Raw genomic sequence first — 17,951 nt, forward strand, 5'->3', positions numbered from 1 at the left:
TTGTGGTTTTGAGGGTGGAGTCTATGAGAATAGCTGACATACCAGAGCGGAGCGTTACGTAACAGATGGCTTGCCAACACTCATCGATTCCGTCTCCACATCGTCATAGATCCGGATGTTGAGCACCAGCCCAATTGAGATCATGTTGATCAGTAGAGAAGTACCTCCATAACTGATAAAAGGAAGTGTAATCCCGGTAATGGGCATGATCCCGATCAGCATGCCGATATTTTCAAAGATCTGAAACAGGAACATCGCGGATATCCCGGCAATGATGTATATGCCCCTTTTACTGGAAAGGCTAAGCGATATGATGGTCATCCTGTAGATCAGGAAGAAATACAGAATGAGCAGGATCGAACAGCCGAGAAATCCGAATTCCTCCCCGATGACCACAAAGATGGAATCCGAATACGTATAGGGCACACGGCCGCTCTGGATCGAGCTTCCCTTCAGATATCCGTCACCCTTGAGGGAGCCGGACCCGATCGCAACGACGGCACGATCCATATGATAGGTGGCTTTATCCGAAGCCAGCTCAGGGAGAAGCACGGCATCGATACGGTCCAGCCAATATTCCTTTTTATAGGTGGCCATAAAGGATTTCACTTCATCATGGTATTTGACATAACTGTAGAGAGACACACCGGAAACGATTGCGATAACTACAAGACCGATCAGCGCATGCCGGTAGCGGATGTTCCCCATCCAGCAAACCACGATGTATATGACCAGATAACCGATCGAGTTGCCCAAATCCGGCTGCACCAGAACGAGCACAAAAGGAATAAAAGTAATGACACCCATCGGAATAACATCTTTCATTAGGCTCAGCGAGTCGACTTCCCGTTTAGACAGAAAATAGGCAAGAAAGAGAATCAGCAGCAGCTTGCAGAGCTCCGCCGGTTGAAAGCTTAATCCGTAAACAGTGAACCAGCCTTGAGCATTATTTATCGTTTTGCCCTGAAAAAACAACAATACCAAGAGGCCCAAACCAATTAAATAGAGAAAAGGGGAGAGTTTCAGCAGAATTTTATAATTGAAGAACAGCATCGCAAAAACAACCGCAAAGCCGAGCGCATAAAAATAAATCATTTTGATATAGGAACCTTCAAAAGAGGGATCCTTCCAGGTTGCGCTGTAAATACAAAAAATACTGATCGTCATGAAAATAAGCAGAAGGAATAATATCATTCCATCCATTCGGTTTAATATCTTCTTAAACAAAAAAACCATTCGAAACCTCCCGGAAATCTGTAATGCCGTATGATTCAATTGACGATTCAGCAGCGTATAAAGTTACGGCTAGTTCTGTCCCGGTCAAATGAGAAACTTCTATATGCAATCTTATCATAAATCGATGCCGATTATCGAATTTCATCGATATCAATATGCACGCGGCATCATGTTACTCCATTCCTATAAAGGGAATAGGTTTAACAGCGGTATTTCAACCAGGGAATGATACAAATGACCGATGAAACGAACAGGCGGCCGGTTATCGCGTTAACCGGTGCAAGTGGCTATATTGGCCATCATTTGCTGAAACAGCTGCATCCTCATGCGGGAAGCAGCAGCTTATGCGCTTCAGGAGGAAGAGAAGAAGAACCGCTGCTTCTGTGGGTAATGCACGCGTTCAAGAAGTATCCTCGCAAGCTCATCCGGGAGGAAGGTAAGCGCTATGGGAAGCGAAGAAGTCAGACAACGGGCACTTAGAGCTTCTCGGCTAACAAATTTCCATGTGCAGAAAGGGCCTGAAAGGGCTCTTCTTTTTTTTGCTGGTTTTTTTTGGAGGAATGGGCTTTTACTGCAGGGCGTTTGGTTCTATAATTAGGAACAGCCCCGTAGTAGCAGGGCAGATCCTGAGAGGAGAAACATCATGAAACCTGGAATCTTCATAGATCGGCGTATTCCCGCCGAGGTTGAGGCCTACTTAGCCGAACATTGTGTGATCGACAAATGGGAACATACGGATCCAATCCCCCGGGAGACATTGTTGTCGAGGATCGGAGAGGCGGAAGGGCTGCTTACGTCAGGAACGAAAATAAATAACGAACTGCTCGAGCATGCGCCTGGGCTGAAAGTCGTCAGCAGTATCAGTGTGGGCTACAACCATTTCGATATCCCGGCAATGAAGCAGCGCGGGGTAATCGGCACGAACACGCCCGATGTCCTCAATGATACCGTTGCCGATCTTGTATTCGCCTTGATTCTGGGTTCGGCCAGACGGGTAGCGGAGCTGGACCATTATGTGAAAGAAGGACTGTGGAAGCCGGAGAATGGCGAGAAGTGGTTCGGGACGGACGTGCACCATGCTACATTGGGCATCATCGGGATGGGCAGGATCGGCGAGACGATCGCCCGCAGGGCCAAATATGGCTTCGACATGGATGTCATTTACCACAACCGCAGCCGTAAACCGGAAGCGGAAGAACAGCTTGGGGTCAGATACGAATCAATGGACAAGCTGCTCTCCGAGTCGGATTTCATTGTTCTTATGGCACCGCTTACCCCTCAGACGGAAGGTCTGATCGGTCGCAGCGAATTTAATCTGATGAAGAAGACGGCGATCTTCATTAACGCATCGCGTGGGCAGACGGTTGATGAACAGGCGCTGATCGAAGCGCTTAAAGAGGGTGTTATAAGCGGAGCCGGACTTGATGTGTATCAGAAGGAGCCAGTCGACGTCTCGAACCCGCTGCTGCAAATGCCGAATGTGCTGACACTCCCGCATATTGGATCGGCAACCGCCAAGACAAGATTCGAAATGGCGATGCTGGCGGCCCGGAATCTGGTGGCTGCCCTGCAAGGCGGGACGCCTCCCCAACTATTGAACGAATTCAAGTAATGCCGGATGGACTCAGTTGGATTGAAGCAGAGACTTTGCGGTTTGCGCGTGGCATCATTGGACCTTTTCGCTCCGATGAACTTGCCATGCATCTGAATCGATCCATTAGACAGGCGAGACGTATTTTAGACAAGCTTGTGGAAATGAGTGTTTTAATTGTTCACAATGGACAGCAGCGATATCGCACTTATCAAGTGGTCAATCATGACCGTTAGAGCAAAAATAGAGTAAATTCACTTTATTTATGGACACGAATGACCATTAGAAGAAAACTTCACGCTTTTCCCTGATCATTCCCTCGCTTATGGGCATTAATGTCCGTAATAAAGCCAGAGTTTCGATTAATCGATGCTAACGGTCGCTAATGTCCGAATGATTAGATATAACTAATACAATGAAAACGGAACTGAACCCCAGGATTCAAAAAAACCGCTCTAATGATAGATTTAACCATAAAAAAAACTACTTCAGATGAAATGGTTTGAATTTATTGTTTTGGTGGAGTCAAGGGGATGTCCTGATCTTGATTATGCTGACGGAAGGAACCTGACTCGAAGAAGAAAGAGGCAGATTCCGACGCCGTACTCCTCCATTCGATGATTTTACTTCGAAGTATTTTTTCTATTCCGTCCGCGCGGTCGAATCCGGGTTCGACCCCTTAGGAGCTCCACAAAACAATAAAAAAGGGGCTGACCCAAAAGCCAATTTGTGATTTTGAAGCCCTGCTTTCAGCTGAAAATCAATCAAACAAAGGACCTTAATCTCCACCTTTAGGTGGGCTTTAAGGTCCTTTTGCATTTAAAATGAGATGTTCCAATTTCATGCGAACACATTTGGAACGGCTCCTTCTTTGTTGCATCAGGATCGATTAGTTTTTCAGCAGCCCGTATTTCTTCTTGAACCGCTCGAGAATTTGAATCCAGCTGATGCCGAGGATTCCCAGGAAAAACACATTTGCCAGTGCATGGGCAAGGTCGAAATAGAAGCTCTGGACATATGCGGTTAATACTAACGGCCAACTCATTGCATCCGGCAAGCTGATCAGATACCAGATGTTCATGATCCACCCGAAGAGGAAGCCCCAGACAAAGCCGAAAGCGCACATGCCAAGTCTAGACTTCATCACCCAGGTATGTCGCAGCCAGCCAGCGGTTGCTCCGATCATTCCCCAGCAGAACATTTGCCAGGGCGTCCAAGGCCCTTGCCCGAGAAAGATATTCGAAGCCAGCGCGGCAATTGCTCCGATTAAGAACCCGGTCTCGCCTCCGAAAACGACCGCAGCTATGATGATGACAAAGGAGGTAGGCTGTACGCTCGGGATAGGGGCGAACGCCACACGGCCCATCGACGCGATTGCAGCCAGTACGGCAATTAAGATAAGTTCCCTGGCTTCCATCCGGCGTCTTTCGAAACGGAAGAAAAAAGGAACCATGGAGCCGACAATAAACAATACGCTGAGCAGCAGGTAATGATTACTCCGGATTGCAGCTGTGACAGCCAAAGCGGCGATGAACACAATGATGCTGATCAGCAGCCCTATACGGTATCTGGCCATTGGCTCCACACATCTTCGCAGGTCAACGCATCCGGCAGCCAGCCACGGACCGTCCGGTTTATAGCAGTCGTATAGAACAGGTTATCGCTGAAGAAACTCGAGGGTCTGCCTTCCGACGTAATGCTTCCATCAAAGAGCATCGCGCAGCGCGTGGCATGAAGGGCGGCGAATTCCACATCATGCGTAACCATTATTATGGAGGTTCCTGAATGGCGCAGCCCGTCCAGGAGCTGTGCAAACCGCTGTTTGTTCAAAGGGTCCAAGCCTTTGGTCGGCTCATCCAGACATAGGATATCCGGTTTCGGCAGCAGAATAAGCGCAAGAGCCACCCGCTGCTGCTCTCCGCCGCTCAGATCATGGGGATGACAGCCTAAAAGCTCGCTAATGCCCAGAAGATCCAGCAATCGGGGAATTTCTGCTTCAGGCTCCTTCCGTTTCTCAAGCCGCGCAGTAAGCTGCAGCTCTTTTTCTACCGTATCCTGGGTGAAATAAAGCAGCGGATTTTGCGCCAAATAGCCGATTTTTACACTGCTCCGGAGCTTGATTTTCCCCCGCTGTGGAGCCAGCAGGCCCGAGATTACCTGCAGGAGAGTAGATTTGCCCGCTCCGTTGCCGCCGACAATAGCCAGCCATTCATCCGCATACACATTCAGGGAGAGCTTCTTTAAAATTTCCGGAGTGTCCCTGTCATACTTGAAGGTAAGTTCCCGGCAGGCCAGTATTACTTCTCCCTGCTCCTCCGCAGAGTGCGCCTGGCTTATACGGTCGCGACCCTCGGTTTGAGGCGGGGCAGGCAAGGTATATAGCCATTGTCTGCCTTCTCTCACTGTTAGGGGCACGCTTCCTCTGCCGGCAGCGGCTTCTGACGATGCGGCTCCGCCCGGTCCCCCCAAATAAAGACGGGTGACTGCAGGCAGATAAGCGCGATCCTGCAGGCTGTTGCCGGCACCGATCTTCCGGCTGAATTCCTGCGCGCTGCCTGCATATTTCATTTCCCCTCCGCTTAACATCACAATCTGGTCCGCAAGCGGGATGACATCCTCAAGGCGGTGTTCGCTCAGTATGATGGTCATGGACAGCTCCTGATTGAGACGGTACAGCATATCCAGAAATTCACGCGAAGCGACCGGGTCCAGTTGGGCGCATGGCTCATCCAGCAGCAGAAGCCTGGGACCCAGCAGCAGTACGGAAGCCAGGTTGACCAGTTGCTTCTGCCCGCCGGATAGCTCATGCACGGATTTGTACAGAAGCGGCTCAAGGCCAAAGAAATGGACCATCTCTGCAAGCCGTTTGCGCATAATAGAAAGGGGGTAACCCAAATTCTCCATGCCAAAGGCCAGTTCATGCCACACAGTGTCCATCACAATCTGGTTCTCCGGATTCTGAAAAACAAATCCAATCTGCTCAGCGGCGGTTTTCGGGGCAAGCGACTCAATGGGGGTCCCCCGAAAACGAATGATACCCTTGCGCTCGCCCTCCGGCGCCAGTTCTTGCTTGAGCTGCCGCAGCAGCGTTGTTTTGCCGCAGCCTGAAGCGCCGCAAAGGACGAGAAACTCCCCTTCCATTACCGTAAGCGAAAGATTGGCAAGCGCGTCCTTATTGGCGTCCGGATAACGGAAAGATAATGAATCGATACTCAGGATTTCCTCCAAATCATTCTCTCCTGTCCTTCTACGATAATCGGAATCATTAAGAAAAAGCTAAACAATCCGTAACAGAGGCTGTCTCCAAAATTAAAAGTCATCGGCGCAAGCCGCGGATAGATTTGCAGCACACCGTGTCCGTACCGCCACCCTGCACAGCAGCCAAGAGCGGTCAATCCCAAGAGCAGCAGAACTATCCAATCCCGCCGGTCCATCCGATAGACGGTGTACGAGCTGCGCCTGGCTGTCCCGTAACCGCGGGCTTTCATGGAATCTGCAGTTTGCAGCGCTTCCTCCAGCGACCACATGAGCAGCACGCGCAGCAGAACCATGCCATCCTGCAGCCGTTTGCGGAGGCCGCCGTGCCTGACATCGATTCTCCGCGTTCCCTGGACTATCGTAATCTGTCTTAGACGCCTAAGGAATAACGGAACCAGCCGCAGAGTCATCAGGGTAAGCAGGGAAGTTTTCGGTGCTGCAGCTGAAAACAAATACATAAATTTATCAGCGGGCAGGATGAATTGAAAAGATAGAAACAGAAGCAGAATAGCCAGCAGCGAGAGCATCATGATAACGCCATAAAGGATAGCCTCAAGCGTAACGGGCTGATCCATAAAATAAAAAAGGATATACCAGCCGCGGTGGGAAAATAGCGGATTGAGTACCGCAACCGAGCCGCAGATCAATAGATAATAGGGAAGGGTACGAAGCAGCCTGGCGCGCTGCGCTCGCCCATGCAGCAGATTTAGCAGAAGTACAAACAGAATCAATGTTGCAAGAAACAGTGGATGCAGGAGGAGCATAGCAAGCAGAATAGCAGCCACATAATACAGAAAACAAACGGCAGGGTGGAGGGAACCGAATCCCGAACTCACTCGATATCTCCTCCCAGATCTTTGCCCAGATCCAGGGTGTACAGCCATTCCACCGTATCGCCTGCTTTGACTTTATAGGCACCGGCGCTTTTGTTCGGAAATTCGCCGTCTACCCGGTACATCCAGCCGCTTTCGGAACCATGATCGAATTCATACACATTATTTATGCCCTCCACGTAGGCTGCTGCGCCGCGCCCGCTGAACTCCATCTGGATTTTGTTGTTGCGGGTGATTCGCTTGAGTATATCGAGTACGGTATCTCCTTTCCCGATCTCAATGGGTGTGGGGGCCAGAACCGTACCGGTATCCGGATCGGCGATGATGGACAGAGTGACGGTATTCTCGGTTTTTGCTTCCGCGGCCGCTGAATCCTGAGCCTGAGCTGCTTTGTTTTCGGAATTTTCGGGTACGGAAGGCTGAGCGGCCCCCGGAACAGGCTTGGTACCAGTTGTGGCAGCAGGATCCCCGGCCGGTTTGGAGGCTGCAGGGCTGTTTTTTTCTGTACCGGAAGCAGGGTTATCCTGAGATTCCTTCGGAACGCCGCTTTTGCCGGTTGACTCATCTGCTTGGCTGGATGATGGTCCGCTGTCTGTTTTCTTTATTGAAGGATCTTTGTCCCCGCCGGAAAGCTCGGCGGCTTTCCCTGTTGCAGGTTTTCCTGCTGTTTCCGGTGAAGTTGGCGCAGCAGGGGTCTTCGTCTCCTTGCCAGCGGTGGAAGGAGAGGGTACCGGTTCACCACTGCTGGCAGCGTTATCGGAGGAATCCACAGCCGAAGAATCGCTATTCGGATTTCCCTTGCTTTCTTTTCCGGCAGGAGAGTCCACAGCATTGTATGTGGTTTTGTCCTGGCTCTTCTCTGCCGCTATCGAAGGTGCAGGGTCTGCCTGTCCGGCACAGCCGGTGATTAGCATAATCAGGATAAGAAAGCCGGTCAGCAAGCTTGAACGGCTTTTAGTGTACGTCGGCATGAATCTGCTCCTCCTCCTATAAAAAGGGAAGGGAACGGGGAATACTCATCCCCGTTCCTTTCGTTCTAATGCTATTGGGTGGCTGAAAGTTCATGCAGCTTATCGGCTACGACGGCCGCCATTTCCCGGGTAACGGAATCGGCGGGGTTGAAATATCCGTCGAATCCGACCATCAGACCGTTGTCATAAACGGCTTCAATATCATTACGTGCATTTTTGCTAATGCTGGATTCATCTTTGAAGGTAAACGATGCGTCATCCGGGCTCAGCTTGAAGGCCCGGGCAATCATGATGGCCATCTCCTGTCGGGAGACCGCCCGGTCAGGCTGGAATGAATCGGCTGAGATGCCCTGTATGATGCCTTTCTCCTTCGCTTTCATGACAGAGCCGTAATACCAGCTTCCAGGTTTCACATCCACGAAGGATACAGCTGCGTCCTTATCGGGCGTAGCACCCAGCAGATTCACAAGCAATGTCGCAAACTGCGCTCTTGTCATCTTCTGTTTGGGGCCAAACTGCAGCTCAGTTGTGCTTAATCCGACCATAAGCTCCGCTTGGTAGACGCGATAGACGGCCGCAGAGGCCCAGGCCGAAATCTGGCTGTCGTCGATAAATTTCCCTGTTTGAGCCGGCGCTTTTTTAGAATCGCTTAAATCATACAAGCCTGATTGGCCTTTGCTGTAACGATCGTAAGCGACAAGCGCCATTAAGGCTTGTTCTGTTGCCATTTCATTCGTTTGCTGCCCTGCAACATGTGCGAATCCGCCGTCGGCTTGACGAAAGCCAAACAGATTGGCTAACAGATCGCCATTTTTTTTCACGAAGCGGTCGTCTGCCGGATTCACCCCGATCGCTGTCAGAGCGATGATGACCTGGGCTGTCGTTTCACTATTCTCGTCGCCGTATGAATTGTATCCGCCCGATTCCAGCTGCTGGGACGATAGCCAGCTGACGGATTGATCCACTGCTTTCTTGACTTCGGCTTGGCCGAGGTAAGGAGCGAGTGCGGTTACCGCCATGGCAGTCATATCCAGGTTATCCTCGCCATCTGGCGTCAGCGGGAATGCGCCGTTTGTTTTCTGCTGCTGCACAATCCAGTCCACCAGCTTGCTGCGTGTCCAAAGCGCATCGGCCGGTACGGTGTAGTCGTCGCTGTCGAGCGCAAGCAGGGCAAACAAAGGACCGTTGGTTCCCTGACTGGTCATATTCTTGCTGCTGTAAAGGTTTTGAATCAGATTGTAGCCCGCAAAGGTTGTTGGATCTTCACCCATTGCACGAAGCACCAGCGCAATACGTTCCAGATCCGTTACTTTACGGAAATCGCCATTGTTTTCGTTTAGTAAAGCCTTCAGCTGCGTTAAGTATGCTGCCGGAACCTTGGTACCGGAACGGGCCAGAGCGAATGCTTCCCAATCGCTTAGCGAGTCGCCGGCCGTGATGAATGACACAGCGGCTTGAATCTCTGCCGAGACATCACGGGATTTTTCCGCAAGCCGGCTTTTGTCAACCACGGCAAATTTCGTGAAATGAGTGACTTTACCCGTTATCGTGCCGCTCTTCAGATCGAGAACTGCAGGGATCGGAATCCATTCTCCCGTTTTCTCATTCAGCCAGACGATGGCCAGGTTTTCCGGCTTATCCGTCCAGACCGGAACTTTGAACTGCAAATAGACAGGCTTCTGGAATTCGGTTCCATTCGGCGTGAAATCAAAGATGGCCGTTACAAAACCTGGTTTATCTGTTTTGGATTCCTCGATTTTGACCGTTAATGCCTGAGCAAGAGCGCCGGAAGGCACAATGAAGCGGATTTTCTCCAAGGCGTCCTTCAGAATGGTCTCACTGTCAGCCGCTACATTCTGAGTAAGCGATACCGAGGCAGAAGCCAATGCTTTGGCCAGTTGATCGATTTGTTCCTTGCTCATTTTCTCCGAACCATTCAATAGCTGCGTGGTCGTTCCCGCTTTGCCGATCGGTAGTGTGTTGTTCGGTTTAATGGCTGCTTTGTTTATTTCTGTTTCGATAATTTGCGGAATAGAGGGAGTGCCTGCCGGCGTTCCCGTTCCTGTCACTGGGCTTGCCCCGGTTGAAGGATCTCCCAGATCTTTGCCGAGATTCAGTGTATACCGCCATGCCAAAGAATCTCCATTGGACAAGGGATATAGTCCTGCGCCGACAGCAGGGAATTGTCCATTCACCATATACATCCAGCCGCTCTCCGGACCACGGTCAAATTCCGCAAGACCATCGATTGCCGATACGTAGGCGGTAGCTCCTGATCCGCTGGAAAGCACTTTGCTGCCAAGCTCCCGCTTGAGCACAGAGAAAGCCGTATCTCCCGCTGCAAGGGTGACATTTCTGGCCGAGAGAATCGTGCCTTTCTGGCTGTCTCCAATTACGGATAAGGTAATGGTTTTGACAACCGGATTCGGATTGCCCGGATTCGCCGGATCAACCGGATTCGGAATAACCGGAGGATTCGGGTCTACCGGATTCGGATCTACAGGAGACACAATAACTTGCTCTCCAATTGCTATCGTGCCTTCACGGCGGACAAGGAGAGGAGGGCCGTTCTCCACATAATGATCAACGGAAACCTTGTAGGTTCCTGCGTTTGATAGGCCAGACGGGAATAAGGCGGCTCCATTCTCATCGGTGCGAATGGTTACCCCATTGATCGTAACTGCAGCATCGGCTGCTTTGGTAATGACGTCTTCATTCAAATTCCAATCCCAGCTGGATTGTTCAACGGTAACGGTAAACGGCTCATTAGCAGCCGGCTGCTCAGGTGAAGCAGTAATGGAATGAACCAATTGGGTGGAGCTGTTCCCATAATAAATCAAAATATGATCAAATCTGGAAAGAATGTATTCGGACATCCCGACAGGAGGTGTCCTCCACTTGCCGTCCCGCTCGACTACATAATTCCAACCGTCATAACCGCCAAAATGGCCAGCTTCAATTCCGTCAATGCTCTCAACATAAGGACCGTATTGGCTGCGTTCTTTTATTTGAACATCCAGGTTGCCTGTTGAACCAAGCTGCTGCAGGGCTTCCAGCGCATTGCGTCCTATTACGGTCCCGGAAGCAAGTTGACCCTGTGGGCCTTCAACCTCGATCTTGACCGAAACGGGAGATCCGTAGAGCGGAACCCGGTTTAAGTTGTAAAGAGCTCCTTCCTGGTTCTGGAATAAACGGTAGGCGGCAAGCGCCTGAAGGGCCTGCTCGGTTGCCATGCCATTGCTTCCAGATGTCAAGATGTGAGCAAAACCGCCATCCTGCTTTTGGAAGCTGAGCAGCTTTTGAACTAAGTTAATGCCGTTCTTGGTGAAGTCAGGACCGGTAGGATCAATCCCGTTTGCGGTGAGTGCGATAATCGCCTGCGAGACGCTTTCGCTGCTGTCCGCCCCATAGGAGTTGTACCCGCCATGCGTTTGCTGCTTCAGGGACAACCACTGTACGGCCTTGTCGCCGGCGGTTGCCGCTTCCGGGTTATCCTTGTAAGGGGCTATAGCGATCAAAGCCATTGCGGTCAGGTCAGGATCGCTTGATTCCGGCGAATAACCGAAGCCGCCATCCGGGTTTTGATTCTTCACAATCTCGCTGACCAGCTTGGCACGCGACCACAATGCCGTATCTGGAACGGAAAAATTTCTGGTATCCAAAGCAATCAGGCTATAAATCGGACCATTGATACCTTGATTGGTCATTTTCTCGTTGTTGTAGATCCGTTCGATCAGGTTATAGGTGGCAAAATTTGTTGGATCATAACCGAGCGCCGATATGCCGATTGATGTCCGCGCATAATCGGTTACTCTGCTGAATATGCCGTCTGCGCCCTGTACATTGGAGAGAACAGTACGGTAATAGCTGTCCGGGATGTTCTTGTCTGCTTGCGCCAGTCCAACCGCCTGCCAGTCGGAAGACACGCCAGTTGCCAGAATATGCTGCGAGCTGGCCGCGATCGCCGAGGTTACTTGTTCGCCGAGCGTTTTGCCTTTGAGAATGCGTAAATAATAAATCCGCGGTTCATTTGTTCCCTGTTGGGCAATAACCCGAACAAGACGCGGGGTCGTTTCGCTCAAGGCCAGAATCTTGTCGACAGGGGTGCCAACCGCGCCGCTCTTGTTGTTGACAAAAAGATAGTCGGCCACACCTTTGGCCGTAACTTTAATGGCATCGGCATCGATGATGATCTCGTCATAGATGTTTTTGCCGCTTGTGATTGGAATTTCACTAGTTATAGCAGGTGCATTCGTGCTTGTGAGCACGATCGAGGTGAGATCGGGCGTAGCCTGAACGGCCGGATCAGAGCCATGGGGAATAACGCCGGTTACTTCGGAGCTGACCTCCCCGAATGGACCGCCATCCATTTGAACAGCCGTTGACACCTTAATAAAATCAATATGATCCAAATTGACAGGCAGCCCGTTTGAATCCACAGCCCAACTGATGTCTATCGGATCTCCTTTATTTCCTGTTGTTGCGTAGGGATTACTTGCCACATCATAAGGCGCGGTTCCATTCGCATGCGTATCGGGATATCCAAAGGCATTTTTGCGAATGCCGATATTAACGCCTGAATACGTGTAGCTAATATTGGAGAAATCATCAGGCTTTAACGGATAATTATCCGGGATTGGATAATAAGCATGCTTGTGGGATCCGTTTATTTTGATTAGTCCATTGCCAGTATAATTATCCGACCAAGGAATATTGACGCCATTTACAGAAGTGAATTCCGGTTCTGGATTGATATAAGTCGCCTGATAGTTTCGAATAGTTGTATCTTCATAGTGCTCGGAGCCTGCGATATCATACCATTGTCCGGGCTTGCCTGTTCCATCGTCCTGGGCAACGGCAACAGCAGCAGGTTCTTCAAACCCGCTGAAAGCATTGCCGTATACGGTGAAATCTGCGCCATAGGGATGATCGGGACTATTCAAGACCGGTGAGTCCATTTTGAAGATAATAGACCCACCGAATCCGCCAAGAGAAACCCCGCTCGAAAGATTGTTATTATTCCAGACTTCATTAATATCCCCGGTACCGCCCCAGGATGGCTCATTAATGAACTGACCCGGAGCAGGAAGCCATTGGTAAATACGGAGCGGTCCCAGATTCGGATTGGATGCGGAAGCTGCAGCTTCGCGTACCGATACCAACGTAGTGCCGAAGCCTGAAATTAGAACGGTAAAAGACAAGATGAGCATAGCGAGCTTGCGGGATAAATAAGGAACCTTCATAACCGACCTCTTCCTCTATCAATTGGTGGATGAACACAATAAAAGCCGCCCTGAATGGGCGGCTTCGGTATTTCCATGGCTATCCTAACAGATATCCATTCTTTCATTCAGCTGTTCAATTGCTATGTACGTCTAATAGAATGCCAACGCAAAGAAACTGCCGTTTCTCATTCTCACCTCCCCGAAGAATTAGAAACATCAAGAAAAAGGCAGGTCTCCTGGCTCATGAATCATCGCTCCGCCATCGCCTTCCCAGCTGTGAAGCAGCCAGTGGCATATAAGACAGGGAGCTCATCATTTACAGTGGCGGGACCGCGCCGGCGTTGCACCGGACTTCCCTTTTAAGCTGCGGAACACGAAGGATCCGAAGCACCATTTTCCCGTGGTGATATGAAATTGTAATCTTATCTTACTTCCCAGCTGTCCGTTTGTCTATCAGACTTTTCCAAGCATGAGTGGTAGGAACAAGCTTTGCTTTGTTGCGGATCACAAGTTATGATAAGAACAAGAAATGCTCTGTCCGCTAGAGCGCACCTTTGAAAGGAATGACACCAGCATGGATTTTCAACAAATTGCGCAAATCAGAAATTTTAAGCAAGAGATAACCCGATTTATGATGATGTATAAATTTGCTCTGAGCGAGATCGAAACCAAGATCGAAATTTTGCAGGAAGAATTTCAGATGCTGCATGATTACAATCCGATCGAGCACACGAAATCCCGGTTGAAATCGCCGGAGAGCATTATTAACAAGATTGCCCGGAAGAATTGCGACATTTCGTTTTCCAGTATCCGAACTCATATCCAGGATATAGCGGGCTTGCGGATTACCTGCTCCTTTATTTCTGATATTTACCGGGTCAGCGATATGCTCAGGACGCAGCATGATCTGGACATCCTGGAGGTGAAGGATTATATCAAGAATCCCAAACCCAATGGCTATCAGAGTCTTCACCTATTGGTCAAAGTGCCTATCTTCATGTCCGATCGCCAGGAGCAGGTATGCGTAGAGATCCAGATCCGGACCATCGCGATGGATTTCTGGGCCAGCCTTGAGCATAAAATATTTTATAAATACAATCAGTCTATTCCTGCAGAGCTCGTACGTGAATTAAAGGAAGCGGCGGATTCCGCAAATGCTCTGGATCAGAAGATGGAGCGTCTGCATACAGAAATCAGTATCATCAAAGAAGAACATCGGGAAGACGAGCTGGAGGAGCTCAAGCAGCTTGTAATCGATAACCAACAGTTTCGGCTGCCACCTGCGTTTCTCAAGCTCATGGAGGAAAAAGCTTGAAAATTGCAATTTAAACTATAAATTTCTATAAAAACAGATATAATAAGAGAATGGATCTCTTACCTGTTATTAAAGCATTGTCAAATGAAACGCGCTTCAATATTTTGGAGTGGCTGAAGAATCCTGATGAGAATTTCTCTCCTCAGTTCCACATGCCCAAGGATTGCGATTTTGCAAGAAGCGTCTGTGTCGGCTCTATATCAGAGAAAACCGGCTTGGCCCAGTCAGTTGTGTCCGGTTATCTGGTTAAGCTGCAACATGCCGGTCTGCTGCAATCGCGCCGGATCGGGCAGTGGACGTATTACAGACGCGACGAAGAAGGCATCAAACGCTTTATTGCTGCCATTCAAAGGGAGCTTTAGGCTCTGAAAGACAGGAGCTGGAAGCTCCAGCTTCTGATCTCTTATATCTGTATTTATATAAATATAGATATAGATATAAACAATAAAATGATATGGAGGTACCACCTTGACCCATTCCAATGATTCCTTACAGTCAATATCAATCCAGTCCCTCTTCCAACCATTTGTGTCGGACAAATTAACACTTAACAACCGTATTGTGATGGCTCCGATGACCAGGAGTTTCTCTCCGGGGGGAGTACCGGGGGCCAACGTGGCAGCTTACTATCGCCGCCGTGCCGAGCATGGAGTTGGACTGATCATCACGGAAGGGACGGTCATTAACCACCCGGCGGCAACAAACGATCCCAATGTGCCCGAATTCCACGGCGAGGAAGCTCTGAAGGGCTGGGCCCGGGTGGTTAAAGAAGTCCATGACGCTGGAGGGAAGATCATTCCCCAAATCTGGCATGTCGGATTGACCTGGAAGCCCGGCGATCATCCGAATCCTGATATTCTGCCGGTTAGTCCTTCCGGACTGGACCTGAATGGGAACAAGGTTTCCGAGCCTTTAAGCGAAACTGAAATTGCCGAGCTTGTACAAGCATACGCGCAAGCAGCTGCGGATGCCAAACGAATCGGATTTGACGGTGTCGAGATCCATGGCGCACATGGATATTTGATCGATCAATTTTTCTGGGAGAATACCAATCAGCGTACCGACCGCTATGGTGGCGACATGGTGGCCCGGACCACTTTTGCCGTGGAAGTCATTGAGGCGATCCGCGAAGCGGTTGGCCCTGACTTTCCGATTGTGCTTCGCTACTCACAGTGGAAAACGACCTTGTATACGGCTAAGCTGGCCGAAACGCCGGAGAAACTGGGCGAGTTTCTGGCGCCGCTTGCAGCAGCAGGCGTTGATATTTTTCACTGCTCGACCCGTCGCTTCTGGGAGCCTGAGTTTGAAGGATCTGATCTGAATTTGGCCGGATGGACGAAGAAGCTGACAGGAAAACCGGCCATAACCGTCGGTTCGATAGGTCTTAATAATGAGTTCACTTCTTTCTTCAGTGAAGGCAAAGGGGCCGAAGCGACCAGCATTGATCATTTGACTGCAAGGCTCGAACGCGGGGAATTCGATCTGGTGGCCGTTGGCCGCGCGCTGCTCGTTGATCCGGCTTGGGCAGAGAAAATTCGTGAAGGCCGTTCTGATGAAATGGAGCCTTTTACCGCAGATGCACTTCGAACGCTTGAATAATAAATAAATCCTGAACCATCTCCATGTGAGATGGTTTTTTTTGCATAAGCGACTGACAATCGCTTGAGGCAGCGAGTAGGCCTAATAAGCTGCCGAACTGGAGAAACATCCTGATGAAATGATAGAATGGAAGAATAAGGACCGTTCACCAAATCTAATGCAACAAGCACCAAAACTATTCTGGCATCATGATTGAATAAGGAGAGGAACAGCCTTGGAGAAAATAACGTTTACACCGGATGAAGCAAACGCGCTTCTCCCGCAGCTCAAAGCCGATTTGTTTAAGCTGCAGGAATTAACGACACAGTTCGAGACTGAATATTCCGAGCTGCAGGAAAGAAAGGCTTTGTATAAAGAAGCCTCCGTTCAGATCGAAAACGATCCCGATCCTTTTTTTGAAAGGGAAAGCAAGCTTGAATTTCTTAAGATGGAGGCTGACATGCTGATTGGGAATTTTGCCCGGAAAGGCGTGCTGCTAAAAATGATCAATCCCGGATTAATCGATTTTCCTGCAATCGTCGATGGGGAGGAAGTGCTGATCTGCTGGAAGGAAGGAGAAACGAGCATTACCCATTACCACGGCTGGCATGATGGATTTATCGGCCGCAAGCCGCTTCCGGAGGAATAAGCAGAACAGTCCTGATGACATGATCCGTCCCGAGACGGATTCCATTGGGATTCCCCTGCGATAGAATGAAAGAATAAGGTACGACAGGGGGGTGATTATCATTGTTTGAGTTTCATGATGCGCTGACTAACGTGATGTCGATCTGTATTTTATGTTCTTTTGCTTATCTTTATCTGATCTGGATTCCTGCTTCGGATGGGGTAAACCGGATGAACGCAAGTGTATCGGCATATCCACTCCCGCTTCTGACTCAGCCCTCCGCCGCAAACCTTACGTTCAGGCAGCGGCTAACGCGGCATATTAAACGCAAGGAAGCACCAGATGATGATTCATCCCCTTGTATCTCCCTGTTGAACGCGTACCAACAAGCTCAACAGGGAGGATGGTTATGGAAACGATGGGGAAGGACACGAATACAAATTGCGCAGCTGTTGGGCGTAGAATACGGACGAACCAGAACGCAATCAGCAGAACAAAAAGGAGCAAGGGTGCCCGGTTCTTGATGTTGGCAGCAAGCATGGTTATGGTTACGCTGCTGGCCGGATGCGGGACGAGCACAACCATTGATGCCCAAACGCCGGGATTGTTCAATCATTACCTTGTTTATCCCTTCTCGTGGCTGATAGATCACTTCGCAGGCTGGTTTGGCGGCAGTTTCGGACTGGCGCTGATTGCAATTACGGTACTGGTCCGGCTGGCGCTGCTGCCATTTATGATGTCCCAGTATAAGCGTCAGCAGAATATGAAGCATTTGATGGGCAGGATGCAGCCTGAAATTGATGCCATCAAGGCCAAATACACCAAAGTCAAGGATACGGAATCCCTGCGCAAGCAGCAGCAGGAAACGATGTCAGTCTACAGCAAACATGGTTATAACCCATTATCGCTTGGTTGCCTGCCGATGCTGTTGCAGATTCCCATTTTGTCCGGTCTGTATTATGCCATACGGATGAACCCGGAACTTGCTCACCATACTTTTCTGTGGTTCAAGCTGGGCAGTACGGATCTGATTCTGCCTTTCGTAGCGGCTGCGGTCTATCTGATACAGGCTAAAGTCGCACAAGCGGGCAATCTGCCTTTGAACGGCCAGAAGGGAATGGGCTGGATTCTCTATCTTTCTCCGGTCATGATGGGCTTCTTCTCATTTTCCATGCCTGCCGCCATTCCTCTTTATTGGTGTGTTGGCGGTTTGGTTATGATTCTGCAGACAATGCTTTCCAGCCGCATTTACCGGATTGAGACAGCACAGGAGGCAGCTGCTCTTTAAATGGAGTATTGTCAGCTTGGTTCCAAGA

13 protein-coding genes and 1 riboswitch are annotated in these 17,951 nt (G+C 49.9%); of the genes, 7 read left to right on the forward strand and 6 right to left on the reverse strand.

Annotation, left to right across the window (positions count from 1 at the left end; genetic code table 11):
- Positions 1–54: 54 nt before the first annotated feature.
- Positions 55–1,236 carry an FtsW/RodA/SpoVE family cell cycle protein gene (locus IEY46_RS06980; protein ID WP_188990427.1) on the reverse strand — a complete coding sequence of 394 codons (1,182 nt, stop codon included), beginning with the start codon at positions 1,234–1,236 and terminating at the stop codon, positions 55–57.
- Positions 1,237–1,470: 234 nt separating this feature from the next.
- On the opposite strand from IEY46_RS06980, the gene IEY46_RS06985 reads away from it, so the two are divergent.
- A complete protein-coding gene (locus tag IEY46_RS06985) occupies positions 1,471–1,716 on the forward strand; it encodes a hypothetical protein (protein WP_229750116.1) in 246 nt (81 codons plus the stop codon).
- A gap of 160 nt (positions 1,717–1,876) precedes the next feature.
- Positions 1,877–2,848 (forward strand): 2-hydroxyacid dehydrogenase, encoded by a 972-nt coding sequence (locus IEY46_RS06990; RefSeq protein WP_229750201.1) that lies wholly within the window; start codon positions 1,877–1,879, stop codon positions 2,846–2,848.
- A gap of 868 nt (positions 2,849–3,716) precedes the next feature.
- On the opposite strand, the gene IEY46_RS06995 is transcribed toward IEY46_RS06990, so the two are convergent.
- The 5 genes from IEY46_RS06995 to IEY46_RS07015 form a co-directional block, all read right to left on the reverse strand.
- Positions 3,717–4,403, reverse strand: coding sequence for an ECF transporter S component (locus tag IEY46_RS06995; protein ID WP_188990434.1), 687 nt, complete (start codon positions 4,401–4,403; stop codon positions 3,717–3,719).
- Entirely contained in the window at positions 4,385–6,055 is a 1,671-nt protein-coding gene (locus IEY46_RS07000; protein WP_229750117.1) for an ABC transporter ATP-binding protein, read from the reverse strand. Before IEY46_RS07000 ends, IEY46_RS06995 begins: the two co-directional genes overlap by 19 nt.
- A complete protein-coding gene (locus IEY46_RS07005) occupies positions 6,040–6,921 on the reverse strand; it encodes an energy-coupling factor transporter transmembrane component T (RefSeq protein ID WP_229750118.1) in 882 nt (293 codons plus the stop codon). Before IEY46_RS07005 ends, IEY46_RS07000 begins: the two co-directional genes overlap by 16 nt.
- A complete protein-coding gene (locus IEY46_RS07010) occupies positions 6,918–7,889 on the reverse strand; it encodes a DUF4430 domain-containing protein (RefSeq protein ID WP_188990438.1) in 972 nt (323 codons plus the stop codon). The genes IEY46_RS07005 and IEY46_RS07010 overlap by 4 nt, the downstream gene beginning before the upstream one ends.
- A gap of 71 nt (positions 7,890–7,960) precedes the next feature.
- Positions 7,961–13,132: an S-layer homology domain-containing protein gene (locus IEY46_RS07015; protein WP_188990440.1), complete on the reverse strand. Its 5,172-nt coding sequence runs from the start codon at positions 13,130–13,132 to the stop codon at positions 7,961–7,963.
- 191 nt (positions 13,133–13,323) lie between these two features.
- Positions 13,324–13,524: riboswitch (cobalamin riboswitch) on the reverse strand.
- Positions 13,525–13,688: 164 nt separating this feature from the next.
- On the opposite strand from IEY46_RS07015, the gene IEY46_RS07020 reads away from it, so the two are divergent.
- From IEY46_RS07020 to yidC, 5 genes are all read left to right on the forward strand, one after another.
- Positions 13,689–14,429: a GTP pyrophosphokinase gene (locus IEY46_RS07020; protein WP_188990442.1), complete on the forward strand. Its 741-nt coding sequence runs from the start codon at positions 13,689–13,691 to the stop codon at positions 14,427–14,429.
- A gap of 50 nt (positions 14,430–14,479) precedes the next feature.
- On the forward strand, positions 14,480–14,791 hold the full coding sequence (locus IEY46_RS07025) for an ArsR/SmtB family transcription factor (protein ID WP_188990444.1): 312 nt from the start codon (positions 14,480–14,482) through the stop codon (positions 14,789–14,791).
- A gap of 106 nt (positions 14,792–14,897) precedes the next feature.
- Complete coding sequence (locus IEY46_RS07030) at positions 14,898–16,028, forward strand: NADH:flavin oxidoreductase (RefSeq protein ID WP_188990446.1); 1,131 nt, start codon at positions 14,898–14,900, stop codon at positions 16,026–16,028.
- 214 nt (positions 16,029–16,242) lie between these two features.
- Complete coding sequence (locus IEY46_RS07035) at positions 16,243–16,656, forward strand: DUF2203 domain-containing protein (RefSeq protein WP_188990448.1); 414 nt, start codon at positions 16,243–16,245, stop codon at positions 16,654–16,656.
- Between the two features lie 388 nt (positions 16,657–17,044).
- Positions 17,045–17,923 carry a membrane protein insertase YidC gene (yidC, locus tag IEY46_RS07045; RefSeq protein ID WP_229750119.1) on the forward strand — a complete coding sequence of 293 codons (879 nt, stop codon included), beginning with the start codon at positions 17,045–17,047 and terminating at the stop codon, positions 17,921–17,923.
- Positions 17,924–17,951 lie beyond the last annotated feature (28 nt).

Source organism: Paenibacillus nasutitermitis (assembly GCF_014641075.1).
Classification (GTDB): domain Bacteria; phylum Bacillota; class Bacilli; order Paenibacillales; family Paenibacillaceae; genus Paenibacillus_Z; species Paenibacillus_Z nasutitermitis.